This window comes from Marinococcus tarijensis (assembly GCF_054971385.1).
Map to the genome: position 1 here is coordinate 64,373 of NZ_JBQOJA010000008.1, position 15,584 is coordinate 79,956.

Genomic DNA, 15,584 nt, shown 5'->3' on the forward strand with positions numbered 1-15,584 from the left:
CCTTTCTACCGATAGTAAAAGCGGAAATCAAAGGTAATTTGACTCCCGCTTCCCGCCCCGGTGACTTCGATGTCGTTGTCGCCCGGTTCCAAGATGATGAATTCGAGGTTCGTGTCCTCGACAATCGTCTGCTCGTTCTTACTGCTCTGGATGCCCCGGATGGTGATGGTATCGCTGCTCCCGGAGGAGCCGTTGTATCGCCATTCCGTGCCATTGGTATGGTTATAGATGCGTAAGTTGCTCGACGCCCCGGTGAAGGTGATCTCGAAGAAGGAATACTCCGCCTCCACGGGTTCATCGCCGCCATTGTAGACATTGAAGCGGGATGGATTATCGTGTGTGTATTCCAGGTCCCGGAAGATTGCTGCCCCGCCGAGCGTCCAGATGTTGTCCTCTTTCGCGTCACCGCTGTCGCCAATAATGAACGGGGTTTTCGTGGTTGCCGCGCTTTCGCCAAACGGCAATTCCACCGTTTCGTAAGTGATGGACCCTTTGCCGATGCGCCCCTGCTGCTCAATCTCGCTCATGTCCACGCGCCGGACGTAGTACCGCTTGCCGTAAATGTAATCGAACGCCAGGTCCCGGTACACGTTGAACGGGCGGGGGTTGCCCGCCTCGTCCTCATACGGCTGCTCGCCCGGACGTTCAAAGCCGTAGCCTTCACCATCCGTGACCCCTTCATACAGGTAGAAGGGTTTCTTCCCGGCAAGCAGGCTGATGATCTCGTCACGCTTGAGCGGGAAGTCCAGCAGGTCGTAGGCTTCAAACATAAAGGGCACGGTCACCGTTGCTGTGCCGTAATCTTCGCCGTAGTTATGCGCACCGGGGCGTCCCTGCGATTCCTTGTTATACGTGCGGATGTCCGGCGCGGACCGTTGAAAGTCCGTCGCCAGCAATCCATGCTCGGTCCAATAGGTTAATGTGCCGTCCTGGCTTTCCATGATGATCGCCATGGTTTATCACCGCCCTCCAAACGCGCTCCGCCGACGGGAATCCTTGGCGTTGCGGTAGTTGGTGTTGCTTTGAATCTCTTTGCCGTCCAGATGGATGTGATTGTGAATCGTCTGATCCGGCAGGTCAAACTCGTTGACCTCTTTGGTCATCGTGCTTGTGTTCACATTGGCATCGGCGCCAATCGCGTGGTTCATCGCGCTCTGGACGCGTGCGAGGTCACTGTCATTCGCGGTGAGCATCATTTCTGCGCCGGCGGCTTGGACGTTCGGCACGCTGATATTGCGCATGCCTTTCGCCGCAAGGTTTGCGACTTTGGCGGACTGCTTCTGCACTTCCTTGCCTTTGTTCGCAATCCCGTCCGCTAACCCTTGCCCGGTCCATAGCCCGAGTTCCGTCGTTACTTTCGACGGCGACGCAATGCCGAGCTTTTTCTTGAGCCATTTCGGGATTTTGTCTGCCACACCTTGGACCGCTTTCTTTACCCCGCTGAGAGCGCCTTTGATCCCGTCAATCAGCCCATTGATGATGTCTTTACCGATCTGGAAGAGGTTGATGCCTTCCAGGAACCTTTGCGCTGCGTTCCATCCGTCTTTGATGAAGCCAAGGATGCTATCCATCGCTTCGGATATGAAGCTCTTGATGCTGTTCCAAATATCCTTTATGACACCCCAAATGCTTTCTAATACGCTGGATACCGTGCTTTTGATGGTATTCCATACGCTTGTGATAATGGATTTGATCGTGTTGAGCGTACTGGTGATGAAGGACTTAATGCTGTTCCACACCGACGTAACAACGCTCTTTATGGCATTGAGCACCGACTGCACCGTCGATTTGATGGCATTCCAGACGGACTGCACCACACTTTTAATGGCATTGAGCACCGATTGCACCGTCGCTTTAATAGCGTTCCAAACGGACCGCACCACGCTTTTAATGGCGTTGAGCACGGTGGTTACGACGCTCTTGATCGCATTCCACACAGAAGTCACGACCGATTTAATGGCATTCATCACTGAAGTGACGATAGATTTTGCTGCATTGAATCCACTTTGAACCACGGATTTCACGGCATTAACTGCGCTTGTCACCACGGATTTAATCGCGTTCCAAACGGTCGTGATAATGGTACGGATGGCACTCATCGCACTGCTGATGGATGTCTTGATCGCCTGCCAGGCGCCCTGAATATCTCCGCGCAATACCCGGAGCACGGCGATGATAGCGTTTTTAATGGCGTTCCAGATCTGCGTCAGCGCTGTTTTGATACCATTAAACGTCGTTATCGCAGCTGACTTGATGCTGTTCCAGATGTTTTGGATACCAGATTTTACGGCGTTCCAGATCGAAAGCGCCGCACTTTTAATGCTGTTCCAAATGCCCGTGAGGAACGAGCTAATGCCGGACCATACCGACGACGTTTGGCTGCTGGTACTGGACCAAACATTGCTGAAGAAGTTCTTAATCGCGTTGAATATGGTGGTCGCCGCTGTCTTGATGCCGTTCCACACGCTCAGAAGCACGCTCTTGATGGCATTCCAAACCGCGCTGAACGCCGCTTGAATTGGCGCCCAGACCGTCAGGAAGAAGGACTTCAGTGCGTTCCATATGGTGGTCGCAGCGGTTTTAATCCCATTCCAAATCGTGGTAAGCACCGTTTTGATCGTGTTCCAGGTAGCGGTAAAAATGCTTTGGACGCCGCTCCACAGCGAACTGAAGAATGTTTTCAAGGCATTGAAGACGGTGGTTGCTGTGGTTTTAATGCCGTTCCATACGGTCGTGAGAAATGATTTGATCGCATTCCATACGGTCGTGAACATTTGCTTCCAGGCATTGAGCGTGGCCAATAATTCCTGCCCGATTTCAGTTTTGAAAAAGCGGGTCATGAGCGCCTTAATCGCTGTTCCGGCGGCGGTGAACACGCCTTTGATACCTTCCCAAATGGTGGTGAAAAAGACTTTGATGCCATTCCAAATCGAAACCACGGTCGCTTTGACTGCGGTAAAAATGGTCATCGTTGCGGTTTTGATGGCGTTCCACGCGGTAGTCACTGCCGTTTGGATGGCGGTGAGGATGGGACCTACCACTGTCACCAAGGAGTTCCAAATGGTGGTGAATACCTGTTTGATGGCATTGAGCGCTGTCATGAAAATTTGTTTGATGATTTCCCAGCTCGTGCGAATCGCCGTCTGGATCGCCGGCCAAATGGAAAGCGCAATGCCTTTGATGAGTGTCCATCCTGCGCGGAAAATACCCTGGACCGCAGTGAGCGCCCCGCGGAAGATCGTTTTGACGCCTTCCCACATGCCGGTGAGGTCGCCGGTGAACAGCGCTGCAAAGGTCTTGATGATACCCATGATGATGGTGACGCCGCCCTGGATGATGCTCGATATAGCGGTCCACGCTGCACTGAATACCGTTTTAACAATGTTCCAGCCGGCGGTGATCACGGATTGAATGAAAATCATGTTTTGCTGAATAATCGTTTTGATCGACTGCCACCCGGCTTGCACAATCGGGCCAATGAGCGCCCACGCGGCTTCAAATACGGCCGTGATGCCGTTCCAGATATTTTGCGTCGCCTGCGTGATCTGCGCCCCGTTTTCCTGCCAGAACGTCTTGATCTGGTTCCAGATGTTGCGCACAAAGGCAAATACCGTTGTCATCGCCGTCTGAATCGCTGTTTTGACCGCGTTAAACGCGCTGATGGTCGATGCTTTGATGGCTTCCCAATTCTCGATGAATACGGTGGCTAAGGCAATCACCGCAGTAATAATCAACCCAATCGGCGTCGGGAACAAGCGGAAGTTTTTCAGCACCGTCAGTGCAATGCTTCCGACCCGCGTCAATATCGGCGCCACGGCAGCAAATGCGACGCGCATCCCTGTAACTAATGGCGTCAGCAGAGAACCAATAGAGGTCGCAAGTGTAGTAATCGTGCCAATCATGCTCGCAATTGCTGTTCCGACAACACCTATGATTGGAGCAATCAACCGATACAACCCGTACAGGGTGGTTAATCCCGCAATCAGTAACCCTACCGCCGGGTTCGTTTTGAGCAAACTGCTTGCCCATGCAAAAAAGCCGTTCGCGATTTCCAGCACGGTCTTCCCGAATGGAGCCATCGCAATGAGCAGCCCTTCGGCGGTCTTATAGAGGTTTCCGATCAATGCTACAACGGTGGGGCCGGTGGCTTTGATGTACGCTAGGAAATCTTTAAACGCCTGCGTCTGCCCAAACTGACTCGCCCACGTTTTGAATTTCTGCGTCAGGTTGTCCAATCCCGTGAGCATATCCGCGCTCATTGGGGCGAAGGCTTTAAATAATTCCACGAAGCCCATCGTGATGTTGCCAATAATGCTCAGGATTTTTGGCCCGTTCGTCTGCACGTACTGGATGAATTTTTGGAGACCGTCCGAGCCGTTAATGCTGGCGGTCCATTCCCGCCACCGCTGGCTCATGTTCAAGAGTCCCTGCTCCATGGTTTGTGCCAATGGATCAAACGCCCGCAGGACGTTCAGTAAGCCCACCGCGAAGTTGCCGACTGTTTTCGTAAGGTTTTCAAAGGCACGAGGTGCTGCAGATTCAAACCATCCAAAGATGCCCTGTACGTCGTCCGCTTTCAAGTTGTTTCGCAAGGCTTTGCCCAATACTTCGAGCTTGCCCGCCACTTTCATAAGCGTGCCTTCCATTTCATTCATGACGGTCACGCCAGCTTCCGCAAACTGTGTGAACCCTTTATAGATCGGCTCCTGCAGCTTCACCTGCAATTGCCCGTACACCATTTGGAAGCGGCTCAACGCATCAATGGCTTTCTGGGTATACTTTGGCAACTCATTCCATTCTTTCGACCCTTTCGCGATATTTTGTTCCATTTTGTACAGACTCTGGATGCTGGTGATGAGGAACGGAGCCAATGCCCCGAGTCCTCCGGCAGCCGCCCCGAGGGAACTGGCTAATCCGAGCGCACCGCCTCCGGCCACACCGGCAGCTGCGCCAATTGCGCTAAACGCCGCTACAGCGTTCGCGGCTAACGGGGAAAGCACCGAAAAGGAACTGATCAACGCACCGCGAAACACGTTGCCGATCAGAAACTGCACGTTCTCGATATGGTTTGCAAGCCGGCTGATGGTCCGGCGCATGTTTTTCGATCCTCGTTGGTGCGTAGCGACCAATCGTCGCATTGCCGCTTCAGCGGCCTGTAGCGCACGGGCATGTTGCTCCCGGCGTACTTCCAGAGTAAGCACATGGCGCTCTGGCATGGATGCCATAGCGGCTTTGGCCACGGATAAACTGGCTAAAAACTTGCCAGCGTTGGCAATCAGGTCGGTGGTATGGCGTTCCGGCAGACTTCGAATGGATTGACGCACCTGCATCATCTTCTTAACGAAACCGCCAATGCGCGCACCAACCACAGCGGTTAAACGCTCGGTCATGGGCTCTCCCTCCGTTTCTACTCTTTTTTGCCTTTGAACAAGCGGCTGAGCATGGACTGCTTGCGTTGAATGTCCGCGTGCTTCTCATCCTGGCGTTTCTTGCGCGCCACTGGATCGTGCGCGTCTTCAATCGCCTGCATTTCCTTCTCCACGTTCAACACTTTCTCTGGCTTGGCGTTCTTTTGGTTCTGCACGTAGCGGTCCATGAACATTTGCTTCACCGCATATTGCAGGTCATCCACCCGCCGCTTTTGGGCAGCTTTGACCATGACCATGAGCTCGCGGGGCGTCCAGGAGTCCACCTTCTCGATGTCGAACACTCCTAAGTAACGCCCGGCCATGTCATAGTACATGTCCAGATCGAGGACTAGGCGGTCAGCTCGTTGTACATTTCTTTGAGCTCGTTGTACTCGTCCAGTTGATCCTCCCGCTTCTTCTTCTGCTCGTCCGTTTCGTCCTTCGGCGCTTGCTTCAGTTTCTCCATCTGGCGATTGATCTTGTTCCAGAAGGTCCTCCGCTTTCTGCTGAAAAAACCGGCTTCGTCCAGCACCTGGAAGCACTCCTGAATCACGCTGTCAGCTTCACCGTCTTCCTCAATGCGTTCCGACAGTTTTTCCTGCAGGATGTCGTCGAGGTCTGTTTTTTTCATCAAGTCTTTGTGATGCGCGAGGGAGGCGCGCCAAAACGGGATGACTTCTTCCGCATCGCCGTTGATGAGGCCCATGTAGTTGTTGAAAAAGCCATCCTGTTCTTCTTCTTTCTTGACCGCGTCTTCCTTGTAGATGCGCTTCAGCTCTTTGGCAAAGAAAATGTTGTACTTTTGGTTGTACACCTTGTCGTTGATCGTTAGTTCTGGCATGGGATGCCCTCCTTATGGGTTGTAAGTAAATAAAAAGAAAAAAGGACCAGCCGGAGCTGATCCTTGCGCGTATGCTTAGGTGCCGGACGGTGCTTCCGTGCCAGTTTCCCCCGGCTTTTCAAACTGCGTCGTGCTGTTCGCCGGCAGCTCGAAGTCTTCCTCCGTGAGGGTCCCTTCCACGGATTCGCCATCCACCTGTACTGTGCCGCTGTATTCCACGTAGGAGTCGGACTCACTGCCCTTCTCTATGCTTTCCACCAGTGCATTAGCAAACAGGGCCTCATATTCACCCGCTTCGTTCGGGTTCAAATCCAATTCCCAAATTTTGACGCGCTTTTTCTTCTTGATCGCTTCAAGAATCGCTTTCTGCCCCGGGGAGCCGTCGTAAAACGTCGTAATCTCGAACGACTCTGAGTTGTTACCGTACTCCAGACGGCGACCAAACTTCGTCTGCTCGTCCAGTAATTCGTTTTCAACGGAATGCGTGCCCTCGGTCTGTTCGGCGATCATATACGCGCTGCTTCCAATCTGTGCGTCGGCCAATTGAATCATGTAGACAATGTCTGATCCTTTGCGTCTCATGAAATCTCCTCCTTATTTTTGCATTAAAAAAGCACGAACTCTTATGAGTCCGCGCCGTCCTTCGTTATTGACTTCGTTAATCACATTCATGCTGTCATCGCTGAAATGCCCGACAAATGAGCCGTCCGGCAAAGTAACGGGCGTACTGGTCAGCGACTGCCATACCAACTCCATAAGTTGATAGGCTTCCGCATTGCCGTCATATCCGCTCCAAATTTGAATCGCAAACGTGATTTCCTGCGCCCGTGAGGTCTTGGTGCGCTGCGGCTGCATGTCAAAGTTGGTGAGCGTGATATACGGGAGCGGCGTGTCGGTCAGTACGTGGTCAAAGATGCCGTTCACTTCGCCCATGAGTACCTCATCGCTCGTGAGGTGTTGAAAAATGGCGGTTTGCAGTGGGATGAACGCTAGTTTTTCCATTCGATCACCCGATTCTGTTTAAGTTGCGCTCAAAATAGTCCTTCGCCCGGGCAACAGCAGGGAAGAAGTACGGCTGCGGCTCATTGCCCCGGGTGGTGACCCAACGTCCGAGGCGGGCGCTGTAGTACGTCCATTGGTCTTTCCTTCCATTGCCGTATTTCGCAAAAATGCCAGTCCCTAATTCTTGGAAAATCCCGTAGCTCGCCCCGACGATAATGGTCACGGTCAATCCTTTGTTAGACGGTGTAGCCGCTATGCTCTTTTTGAGGTTGGACGTATCCACCGGTGCGCGAGCGGTAGCTTCGGCATGAAGGACAGCGCCAGTCGCCTGCACGATGTTTTTTACCTGTTGGATATACTTCTTCTCGAATTCATATGCTTTAGCTTCAAAGCCTTTGGTGCTGAATCCGAGCCGTACTCTGCCTCTACGAACCATCGCCGAGTTCTCCCCGCTCGCCCTTGATTAGCATGACCTCGCCATGCCCGCCCTGGTTGATCGGGTCCGACTCCATGCTGTACACGTCGCCCGTGTCCAGATGCCGGATGCGCATGTCCTCCGTGATGCCGGGGAGCGGCGGAAAGTAGATGTCCGCAAACAAGCGGTGCCCCTGTTGCCCGCCCAGGTACCACTCGTCGCTGTTGTTCGGCTGCACGAGTGCTTCCGTTTCCATGACCCGCTCATACCCGCCGGGTTTGGAGCCGCCCATGCCATCGTACACCCTGCCGGCTTTCTCGAACGCAATCCGGTGGATGAACATGTCTGTCCAGATATTGGCGTGATTGCTCATCATGACGTGAACCTCACTTTCCGATACTTGCGCAGGCGGTTCATGGTCTGGGCGGTGGCTTCCTCGGTAGACGCGTACGTGATGGTCACGTTACCCATCTTCTTCGACTTGATGCCCGTGTCCCGTTCGCTGGCCTGGAAGGCTTCAGCGAGGTACAGCACCACACCCGCCGGCAGGTTGTCCGGCTCAAAGGAGCGATTGCAGTAGTCCTCCGCATCCTCGAGCATCAGCGGGAGGATCCTATCGAGCGTGGCATTATAGTCATCGTGCTCCACGCCCGCGACCGCTTTCACCTGGTCCCGCAGGTCGTGAAGTTGATCCTTATTGAGTTCTGCCATGTCCGCTCACCTACTTTCCTTGCACCAGGGCGATGAGGTCTTTCTTGACCATATCCTCGGTGTACGTAATGCCCTGCTCATCCAAGAAAGCCTGCAGACGCTTGTTCTTTACGTCTTTCAAGTAAGACTGGGGCATTTCATTCAGCGGACGCTCGTCTTGCTTAGGCGCTTGATGAGCGGCCTGTGCGTCCTCCACGTAGCGGAAGCCCGCTGGCTCCATGCCCCGCTGCACGATGCGCGTTTCCTTACCGCGTCGGACGCGGATGAGGTTATTTGCCATCGCTGTCACCTACTTCCTTTTGGCCTTGCGCCCCTTCTTCTTGCGGTTCTTTTTGAGCCGCTGGTCGGCGTTTGTTGCTCGACTTGGCTTTCCCCTTGCCATTCGCAGACCCTCCTTCCGCAGGTATAAAGCCCATCGGCGCATACACGACCCGATAGGCTCGCTCGGTTACTTCTAAGATTTGTTTATCCTTTTGTATTCTCACGTCTCATCATCCTTCTGGAGTAGTTTCTGCGGCTGGTGTGAGCCCGGCAAAGGCATCGCCTGTGAGCGTCATGAAGGCCGGATGCATCGTTGCACGCAGCGCAAACATATCGCGCTCGAACAGGTTAATTGGGTTACCTTCGGCGTCCTGAATCGTTGTCAGTGTGGCATCTTCCGAGATCGAGTATTCGATGTTTTGCAGGATGCCGTAGCGGGCGTTTCTCCAGTCTCCCGTGATAAGGTGCGCTTTCTCGTAGTCCCACGACTTGCCGTCAGTGTAACCGATTGGCAGGCCAAGTGCTTGAGCGGTTGCGCCTTGACGGGCATCGTTGAAAATCGGAAGCCCTTGGTTGTCCACCGCGCCGCGAAGGTGCTGACGGAATCGTCTCACGGTTGTGTGACCCGTTGGATCAAAGTCGCCGTCCTCCACCAATGCCATGAGCGCGTTCAGTTCCGCATACAGCGAACCGGCAGAGTCTTTGGCTACGGTATTCCCCGCCGATGTGATGTTCTCCCACACGGATGTGCCGGACGCGAACGGAGAGTTGTTGCCAAACAGCGCCGCCTGGTCAAACTTGGTGTAGAATGCCTCCGCAATCGCCGGGCGCATCTGCGTGAAGAAGTCCGATACGCTGTAGCGGAGAAATTCTTTCGATACCGGGATGATGACGCCGAGCTTCTTGGCTTCCATTTCCGCATCGACCCATGTGGCTTTGCTGGTCTGGATGCGCTCGGCTTCCGATACCCAGTACGCGCCAGGGCCTTCGGCGAGGTACGTGAACTCTTTCTTCGGTTTGGTCATTTCTTCATACGTGGCAAGCTGCGCCACCGCGGAGTTCTGCATGAACTCTTTTACCATCAGTGTTCCTTGCTCGGATGGGATTTCCCCGGTGCGTGCGTCTTGCAGTAACGTTGTGTCTGGATTAAATGCCATTCGTTATCGCTCCTTAGTCGGTAATCTTCGCTTCTTTGGCTAAGTCGGCAAAGCTGCCGGCGTTTGAGCCCCCGCCGCGAGATTGGCTGGATTGAAAGCGTTCGCCGCTTTCTTGAAACTTGGCATCCACGTCTTTTTGCAGGCTGCTCTTGTATACTTCATCAAGCGCCTCCAGGTTCGCCGTGGTGCTTTCCTCGTCGTCGCCAATGAATTTCGCAAGCACGCGCTCGTCCTTGGGTAACCCTTTTTCGTCGGCATAGGCATACGCTTTGTTCATCAGCTGTTCGCGGGTGCGTTGTTTCTTTTCATCCGCCAACTGCTGTTGAATCTCACGCAGCTGCTTCTGTTCCGGGGTTTCCTGCGGATTCGCTTCTTTCTTGCCTTCTTCTTTGGCGTCGTCGAGCATCGGTTGCAGGTTCTGCTCTTTCCATGTGGAAAGGCCCTTGGAAAAATTCCGATCCAAGCGCGGCTGCAAGATCTTTCTGCCTTCGTCCGTGTCCAGGAAGCCCTCCACTTTCTCCGTCGTCGGCGTTTGGAGTTCTTCCATGTATGTCTTGACCTCGGAATCGTTGGCATTATCTTGGAGAAATTGTTTTACTTCTTCTAACGTCATGCTCGTTGCCTCCTGACCTCCGTGTACGCGCCACAGAGTTCGTTTTGCCTAGTTTTAAGCCATGCGACAGGGCAATTAAAAAAAGACCGCTTACGCCGTCTCTATCCATTCATATGAAACTTTTTGTCCGCCGTCATCAAACTCAACAACGTACTTCGGCACATAATGTCCTTTGACTGCTTCGTACATGGTAATGTCGTATTGAAAATCGGTTCGCTCTTTCGCATAATGACGAACCGCTTGTTCTGCTATCAAGTAGGTGGTGAAATAGCCCAACGTGCTCACAGGTTCATATACATCGTGACAAATGCCTTCCACCTCGAACATCTGCATATACTCACCTCCTTAACGGCATAAAAAAAGCGCCCTCCGTCTAAACAGAGAGCGCGTTATTTAATTGTTTCTTTCGGTCGGTGCAAAATACATCCAAACTGTGGATTTACTTTCTTGTGCTGTGGTATCGGCACGTCGGTGTTGGTGCAATAGCCTTTGCCGACGCCGTCCCGTTGATAGAAGCGGCACGTTTTGCATCGCTCCATTGTTAAACCTCCTTCATTTCATCGGGTATGCTCATGTTCACAAATTGCTCCGCTCTATCTACAAGCGTTCGTGCGTCTGTGATACGTTCATCATGAATAGGCGTGGTCCACCGCTCACCGTAAACATCTGCTAATGGATGTCGATAACTAGCGATAAGGTTTCCTTTGCCATAAGCAATCGCGCATGTGTACATATCGGAAGCATCTACCGTTTGCGTCATCAATCCCTCAACTCCCTTCCGGTGGTTTCCTTGTACCATTCAGCAAAGTTCTGTCCGGTTCGTTGCTCGAACCACTTGCGATACGTCGTATAAGGAATGATGCCTTCCTCTTTGGAGCGGCGCTCTTCGATCTGATACCCTGCTGGCACGAAATGTACGGAACAGCGACACCGAATATCGAGCCTCGGAATCCCAAACCCATGCGGCGCTAATGCTTGATGCCCCTGGTAGTGGAAATAGCCATTATCATCGGCTTTTTGCCCGTCTAACACGCGATGAGCGCTTCTGACCCGGGTGTCGAAGGTAGCGTCCCAAATTTTATCCCATTCAAGCGTGGTGTTTCGCTCAATCTCGTCAAAACTGTCGAGAGCCGCTTGCATCTGGACGCGCCCGCCTTCGGTTCTTGCAATCGCCCGTGCTTTCTTGCGGGCAAAGCCCACCGCATTCTCGATGCGCTGTGCCATGACGCTGTAGCTTTCCCCGCCAAGCAATCCCTGCGTCACTTCGTCGCGGATCGTCTGCAATGTCGCCAGGCGGTACTTTTCCATGAGTTTCGGCAGCGTGATGTTTTCCATCGGGTTCTCCACCGCCCGGAGGATAACGGAAAGCGCCGGAGCGGTCTGCATGATTGTTTCCTGTGCCGTGTATTCGGCGTAATAGAGCCGTTGCAGGTAGCCGAGGATGTATTGATCCTCCAGAAGCTCCTGCATCATGTTAAGCACCTGCTGATAGTCCTGCGTGATCGCCTGGTTCATCACCCGCAGTTCCTGCTGAAAGCGAATGTACGCCGTCACGTTGGAGCGGGAGGTTCGTCCACTGTCGTCAATGTCGCGATAGATGCCAGCCAAGCGGTCGAGGATCTCTCGCAGTCGCTTCGCAAAGATACGGTCCGTGTCCCGCTGCGCCTGTTCAATCATCCGGTCCAGCTGCGCATCAATCTGCTGTTGATTGCGCATCGTCTTGTCCCTCGTCTTCCTCCTGGGCTCGTGGATCGGTCAATCCGTTCACGTTCTGTTCCTGCCAGTAGGCGTCATCTTCTTCTTTCTTGCGCTCTATTTCCTCCTGCGCATCTTCAATGACGGATAACAGCTTCAGGCGTGTTTCGTTGCTCACTTTGCCCATGAGGAGGTTCTGGATTTCCGCTTCTTCCTTGAGGTTGACCGGCAGGTTACGCGTGAACACAAACGACAGCTTCTCGTAGTCGTCCTTGTTCGCGATCCCTTTGGTTGCCCAGGCGGAGCACAGCACCTTGTACTGGTAGCGGAGCGCCGTGTGCATCTTGCGTTCCATCGCTTTCGCTTTATTTTCGAGCGCCATGAGCTTGTACTTCATCGCCACGCCGGTGACGTTGCCGCCAAACGCTTCATCCGAAAAGTTGACGGTCTTGGCCAGACGCAGGATATTCTCTTCCAAGCGGTCGAGGTGGTGCTCAATCAATTGGTCGTTGATGTCCTTCGTCAGGTACTTCACATCGTCGCCGCTCTCAAAGAGTTCAAAGATGCCTTCCTCTTTTAAGCGTCGGAGCGTATCTTCATCGGCGCCCATGCCTTTCAGCACCAAGTACGCCATGCGGTACTGCTCAATCTCGTTGGACGCATCGGACAATGTGCGGTTATACGCATCAATCAGCGTCAGCACCCGTTCCGCGTCGGCCAACTCTTCCTGATTGTTCGGCAGCCCCCATAATGGGCAGTGGCTGAACAGGTGAGCCGTTTGGCTTTTGAATTGCAATTTCTCGTTGCCTCGTCCCTCGAACACGTATCGGGTCGTATCGGAGTAAAAATGCACGACACGCTTTTCTACCTTCGTGCTGCCGTTCCATTCGTAGCGGGTGAATACTCTGCCGGCATATGCTGGCTCCGTCACATCGTCCTCCGTGATAAAGAAGCACTCCCACGGGTTCACATTGCGTACATCGGGTTCGCCGTCCGCATTAATGAAGGCCAGCCGAGCGCCAATGCCACAAGCCGCCGCCATCTTGCCCCATTCGCTGTCCATGTCCGGCATGTTGTTCACGCGATTGAAGCGGTTGATGTGTTCCTGAAAGGCGGTATCCTCGTCCACCTGGTAGCCGATCTCGTTGCCGAACATATAGCCCTGCTTGGTATCGACAATCTCTGCCTCAAAGCCGTTGTACAGCGTGTTGTTCACCTTGTCGTCGAGGCGTTTCACCGTGGCTGTCTCAAAGTCCTGCGCCGAGGGATAGTCATTCGCCTGCCGATTAAAGATGGGCACCGCGTCCGTATCACCCCGGTACCGCTGATACAAATGGTAGCGGTGATTCTTGGTTTTCTTATGATCCTCCAGGATCTGCTCCATGATGTCGGGCGTAATCTCGTTGTTCTGCAGGAGTGTTAGGTATGCGTTCATCGGGTTCGCCTCCTTCGCTGTGGTTTGAGTTGCGTATAAATGGCATAGCGGAATGCATCCAGCACGTCATCGTATTGCTTCACCGGGTCGCCGGTGCGTTCGTTCCAGACGTACATGAAGATTTCATCCTTGAAGCGGGACACATCGTCCTCGACGACAAAGAGCTTGTTCACTTTGAACAGGCGGGCAACCTCTTCAATGCCAGCAAGCACTTCCTTGTACGCATTGAGCGCCCGGAAACCTTCTCGCCGGAAGCGGACCACATGCTCCGAACGAGCGCTGTCGCAATAGAAGTTAATGTTGCCGTAGCGGTTCTTGATGTCCTGCGCTATCGCCACCCAGTATTCAATCTCTTCGTGCTGCTTGGCGTGCTCCTCGCATAAAAAAATGTCGCCCTGGTCATCTTGACCAAGTACGACAATCACGCCCGGGTGCTCATAGCCCCAGTCCACGCCGGCCCAGTAGCGGACCATGTTCTTTTGGGCGAAGGTTTCTTTGCTGATGTAGTGCACATCCTTGTCGAAGTCCTTGTAAATGACCCCTTCCGCCGCTACCCACAAGCCTTTGATGTCGCGGTCGGTGAACATGCCCGTCGGTGTGGATGCCACAATACTTTCAATGTACTCGGGATCGAGCGCATTGTTATCAAACAGCGTGAAGTGATGCGCCCGGATGTTCAGCCGTCCGCTGGCAAGCATCTGCCCGTCCTGATCCACATAGTCCGTCTTGACCGTGTGCGCCGGGTTCTCCGGGTTTGTGTCCATGAATACGCGAGCGCCGGTATAGGAACACCGGGAAATGACTTCCTTCACAAAACTATCGTGCAGAGCGGTTGCCTCGTTCAAGAACGCTCCGGCCGAGGTAAACCCCCGTGCTTTCTTCCAACTGTCCGCATTCGAGCCATCGAAGCAGTACACCTTGTTACCAAAGATGGTTACAGCGTTTGCTTTGTCGAGTTTGAGTGCCTTGCCGAGAATGTCCTCCATCTCGTTCAGCACATTCCGTCGGATGCTGGCCTGCGTTGCGCCGCCGATGATAAAGTTTAAGCCTTTGCCCTCGTACTGCGAGATGTGCGCCAGGTACGCCAGGATGAACACGAACGTCTTGCCGGCCCGCTTGGCTCCAAACCCCACCTGTATCTTGGGCTGCTCCTGGAGAAAGCTGTCCCAGACTTCCTTCTGCTTAATGTTCAGTTCCATCGTCCATCATCCCCCGGAGCATCTTGGCAATCTCACTCTCTTGCGTCGTTTCGGTATCGCCCTCGGCTTTCTGCTTATCCAGTTCGAGGCGTTCATCCGCAATGCGCATATCCTGCTGCATCTTTTCGACCTTCAAGCGGCGCATGTCCTCCTCGTCACTTACTTCGAGGAATTGTTTGATCAAGCCACGCAACTCACTCATGGCTCGCGACTGCGCCGTCAGAAAGCTCGCCTGCTTGTCCCAGGCAAACTGCACCTCATACTCGACCTCGTTGCTGTCCATGCTCTCTCGCTCTTTGCGGACTTCCTTGCTCGTGTCCTCGGCATCCTGCACCCACATGATCTTTTGGGAGCGGATGATCGCCGCGTACTGAATCTTAATCTGCTGCCAGAGGATGTCGGCCCCATCGAAGTCTTCAAGCTCGTCCATCAACGCCTGTGCCTCTTCCGGGAGGTGCTTGGAAAAGAACCCGTGCGTCTTAGCAGCGGAATTCCGTTTTGTAAATTGATTAGCAGGGTTTGGGTTGCCCTGCCGTTTCTCTGATTTCTTGCGCTTTCTCGCTCCCTTCGCCGGTGCATCCTTGGCTGCATCCTTCTGCCACGATTCACGGCGCCTGCGACTCTTGAGCGTGGACTCCTTCACCTCATGCTTCTCCGCCAATGCCTTCAACGTCACATCGCTGCTTTCGTACTCCTGTCGTATTGTGTGCCAATCCATGTTACATCAGCCCCTGCCTCCTTATGTGTTCATGTCTCCTCCACAGGGAAGGAACCGCCGTGGCTGTCGCTCCTGTCATCCCTGTAGGCAAGACACAAAAAAGCACCCACCCGGAGGTCGATGCTTGGT

General features: G+C 53.6%; 20 protein-coding genes. All 20 read right to left on the reverse strand.

Translation table 11 applies throughout. The annotated features are described in order from the left end of the window. Positions 1–5: 5 nt before the first annotated feature. Positions 6–953: a phage tail domain-containing protein gene (locus ACTTK7_RS06505; RefSeq protein ID WP_462866757.1), complete on the reverse strand. Its 948-nt coding sequence runs from the start codon at positions 951–953 to the stop codon at positions 6–8. A gap of 6 nt (positions 954–959) precedes the next feature. Next, a complete protein-coding gene (locus tag ACTTK7_RS06510; protein WP_462866758.1) occupies positions 960–5,390 on the reverse strand; it encodes a phage tail protein in 4,431 nt (1,476 codons plus the stop codon). Between the two features lie 17 nt (positions 5,391–5,407). Then, on the reverse strand, positions 5,408–5,665 hold the full coding sequence (locus ACTTK7_RS06515; protein WP_462866759.1) for a hypothetical protein: 258 nt from the start codon (positions 5,663–5,665) through the stop codon (positions 5,408–5,410). A 92-nt stretch (positions 5,666–5,757) separates the two neighbouring features. Continuing rightward, the gene (locus ACTTK7_RS06520) at positions 5,758–6,249 is read right to left on the reverse strand and encodes a tail assembly chaperone (protein ID WP_462866761.1); all 492 of its coding nucleotides are present in this window, start codon (positions 6,247–6,249) and stop codon (positions 5,758–5,760) included. A gap of 75 nt (positions 6,250–6,324) precedes the next feature. Beyond that, the gene (locus tag ACTTK7_RS06525) at positions 6,325–6,831 is read right to left on the reverse strand and encodes a phage major tail protein, TP901-1 family (protein ID WP_462866762.1); all 507 of its coding nucleotides are present in this window, start codon (positions 6,829–6,831) and stop codon (positions 6,325–6,327) included. 12 nt (positions 6,832–6,843) lie between these two features. Then, a complete protein-coding gene (locus tag ACTTK7_RS06530; protein WP_462866764.1) occupies positions 6,844–7,251 on the reverse strand; it encodes a DUF3168 domain-containing protein in 408 nt (135 codons plus the stop codon). Positions 7,252–7,255: 4 nt separating this feature from the next. Next, complete coding sequence (locus ACTTK7_RS06535) at positions 7,256–7,687, reverse strand: HK97-gp10 family putative phage morphogenesis protein (protein ID WP_462866766.1); 432 nt, start codon at positions 7,685–7,687, stop codon at positions 7,256–7,258. Further along, positions 7,677–8,042: a phage head completion protein gene (locus tag ACTTK7_RS06540; protein WP_462866767.1), complete on the reverse strand. Its 366-nt coding sequence runs from the start codon at positions 8,040–8,042 to the stop codon at positions 7,677–7,679. The genes ACTTK7_RS06535 and ACTTK7_RS06540 overlap by 11 nt, the downstream gene beginning before the upstream one ends. Beyond that, complete coding sequence (locus ACTTK7_RS06545; RefSeq protein WP_462866769.1) at positions 8,039–8,377, reverse strand: phage head-tail connector protein; 339 nt, start codon at positions 8,375–8,377, stop codon at positions 8,039–8,041. Before ACTTK7_RS06545 ends, ACTTK7_RS06540 begins: the two co-directional genes overlap by 4 nt. 10 nt (positions 8,378–8,387) lie before the next feature. Beyond that, the gene (locus ACTTK7_RS06550; RefSeq protein WP_462866771.1) at positions 8,388–8,657 is read right to left on the reverse strand and encodes a hypothetical protein; all 270 of its coding nucleotides are present in this window, start codon (positions 8,655–8,657) and stop codon (positions 8,388–8,390) included. Next, complete coding sequence (locus ACTTK7_RS06555) at positions 8,647–8,862, reverse strand: hypothetical protein (RefSeq protein ID WP_462866772.1); 216 nt, start codon at positions 8,860–8,862, stop codon at positions 8,647–8,649. Before ACTTK7_RS06555 ends, ACTTK7_RS06550 begins: the two co-directional genes overlap by 11 nt. A gap of 6 nt (positions 8,863–8,868) precedes the next feature. Beyond that, positions 8,869–9,795: a phage major capsid protein gene (locus ACTTK7_RS06560; RefSeq protein ID WP_462866774.1), complete on the reverse strand. Its 927-nt coding sequence runs from the start codon at positions 9,793–9,795 to the stop codon at positions 8,869–8,871. 13 nt (positions 9,796–9,808) lie between these two features. After that, positions 9,809–10,408: a DUF4355 domain-containing protein gene (locus ACTTK7_RS06565; RefSeq protein ID WP_462866776.1), complete on the reverse strand. Its 600-nt coding sequence runs from the start codon at positions 10,406–10,408 to the stop codon at positions 9,809–9,811. A 90-nt stretch (positions 10,409–10,498) separates the two neighbouring features. Next, positions 10,499–10,741, reverse strand: a complete 243-nt coding sequence (locus ACTTK7_RS06570) for a hypothetical protein (RefSeq protein ID WP_462866777.1) — start codon at positions 10,739–10,741, stop codon at positions 10,499–10,501. A 56-nt stretch (positions 10,742–10,797) separates the two neighbouring features. After that, positions 10,798–10,947, reverse strand: a complete 150-nt coding sequence (locus ACTTK7_RS06575) for a hypothetical protein (protein ID WP_462866778.1) — start codon at positions 10,945–10,947, stop codon at positions 10,798–10,800. 2 nt (positions 10,948–10,949) lie between these two features. Next, on the reverse strand, positions 10,950–11,171 hold the full coding sequence (locus ACTTK7_RS06580; protein ID WP_462866780.1) for a hypothetical protein: 222 nt from the start codon (positions 11,169–11,171) through the stop codon (positions 10,950–10,952). Next, the gene (locus ACTTK7_RS06585; RefSeq protein ID WP_462866782.1) at positions 11,168–12,124 is read right to left on the reverse strand and encodes a phage minor head protein; all 957 of its coding nucleotides are present in this window, start codon (positions 12,122–12,124) and stop codon (positions 11,168–11,170) included. Before ACTTK7_RS06585 ends, ACTTK7_RS06580 begins: the two co-directional genes overlap by 4 nt. Next, positions 12,102–13,538 (reverse strand): phage portal protein, encoded by a 1,437-nt coding sequence (locus ACTTK7_RS06590; RefSeq protein ID WP_462866784.1) that lies wholly within the window; start codon positions 13,536–13,538, stop codon positions 12,102–12,104. The genes ACTTK7_RS06585 and ACTTK7_RS06590 overlap by 23 nt, the downstream gene beginning before the upstream one ends. After that, positions 13,535–14,737 (reverse strand): PBSX family phage terminase large subunit, encoded by a 1,203-nt coding sequence (locus ACTTK7_RS06595; RefSeq protein WP_462866785.1) that lies wholly within the window; start codon positions 14,735–14,737, stop codon positions 13,535–13,537. Before ACTTK7_RS06595 ends, ACTTK7_RS06590 begins: the two co-directional genes overlap by 4 nt. Then, positions 14,721–15,455 carry a phage terminase small subunit gene (gene terS, locus ACTTK7_RS06600; RefSeq protein ID WP_462866786.1) on the reverse strand — a complete coding sequence of 245 codons (735 nt, stop codon included), beginning with the start codon at positions 15,453–15,455 and terminating at the stop codon, positions 14,721–14,723. Before terS ends, ACTTK7_RS06595 begins: the two co-directional genes overlap by 17 nt. Positions 15,456–15,584 lie beyond the last annotated feature (129 nt).

Bases quoted from the DNA above. Each gene is read 5' to 3' on its own strand.
- ACTTK7_RS06515 (WP_462866759.1), bottom strand. From the start codon at position 5,665: ATGGTCATGGTCAAAGCTGCCCAAAAGCGGCGGGTGGATGACCTGCAA.
- ACTTK7_RS06545 (WP_462866769.1), bottom strand. From the start codon at position 8,377: ATGGCAGAACTCAATAAGGATCAACTTCACGACCTGCGGGACCAGGTG.
- ACTTK7_RS06550 (WP_462866771.1), bottom strand. From the start codon at position 8,657: ATGGCAAATAACCTCATCCGCGTCCGACGCGGTAAGGAAACGCGCATC.
- ACTTK7_RS06510 (WP_462866758.1), bottom strand. From the start codon at position 5,390: ATGACCGAGCGTTTAACCGCTGTGGTTGGTGCGCGCATTGGCGGTTTC.
- terS (WP_462866786.1), bottom strand. From the start codon at position 15,455: ATGGATTGGCACACAATACGACAGGAGTACGAAAGCAGCGATGTGACG.
- ACTTK7_RS06560 (WP_462866774.1), bottom strand. From the start codon at position 9,795: ATGGCATTTAATCCAGACACAACGTTACTGCAAGACGCACGCACCGGG.
- ACTTK7_RS06590 (WP_462866784.1), bottom strand. From the start codon at position 13,538: ATGAACGCATACCTAACACTCCTGCAGAACAACGAGATTACGCCCGAC.
- ACTTK7_RS06540 (WP_462866767.1), bottom strand. From the start codon at position 8,042: ATGATGAGCAATCACGCCAATATCTGGACAGACATGTTCATCCACCGG.
- ACTTK7_RS06565 (WP_462866776.1), bottom strand. From the start codon at position 10,408: ATGACGTTAGAAGAAGTAAAACAATTTCTCCAAGATAATGCCAACGAT.
- ACTTK7_RS06520 (WP_462866761.1), bottom strand. From the start codon at position 6,249: ATGCCAGAACTAACGATCAACGACAAGGTGTACAACCAAAAGTACAAC.
- ACTTK7_RS06595 (WP_462866785.1), bottom strand. From the start codon at position 14,737: ATGGAACTGAACATTAAGCAGAAGGAAGTCTGGGACAGCTTTCTCCAG.
- ACTTK7_RS06585 (WP_462866782.1), bottom strand. From the start codon at position 12,124: ATGCGCAATCAACAGCAGATTGATGCGCAGCTGGACCGGATGATTGAA.
- ACTTK7_RS06535 (WP_462866766.1), bottom strand. From the start codon at position 7,687: ATGGTTCGTAGAGGCAGAGTACGGCTCGGATTCAGCACCAAAGGCTTT.
- ACTTK7_RS06570 (WP_462866777.1), bottom strand. From the start codon at position 10,741: ATGCAGATGTTCGAGGTGGAAGGCATTTGTCACGATGTATATGAACCT.
- ACTTK7_RS06505 (WP_462866757.1), bottom strand. From the start codon at position 953: ATGGCGATCATCATGGAAAGCCAGGACGGCACATTAACCTATTGGACC.
- ACTTK7_RS06525 (WP_462866762.1), bottom strand. From the start codon at position 6,831: ATGAGACGCAAAGGATCAGACATTGTCTACATGATTCAATTGGCCGAC.
- ACTTK7_RS06575 (WP_462866778.1), bottom strand. From the start codon at position 10,947: ATGGAGCGATGCAAAACGTGCCGCTTCTATCAACGGGACGGCGTCGGC.
- ACTTK7_RS06530 (WP_462866764.1), bottom strand. From the start codon at position 7,251: ATGGAAAAACTAGCGTTCATCCCACTGCAAACCGCCATTTTTCAACAC.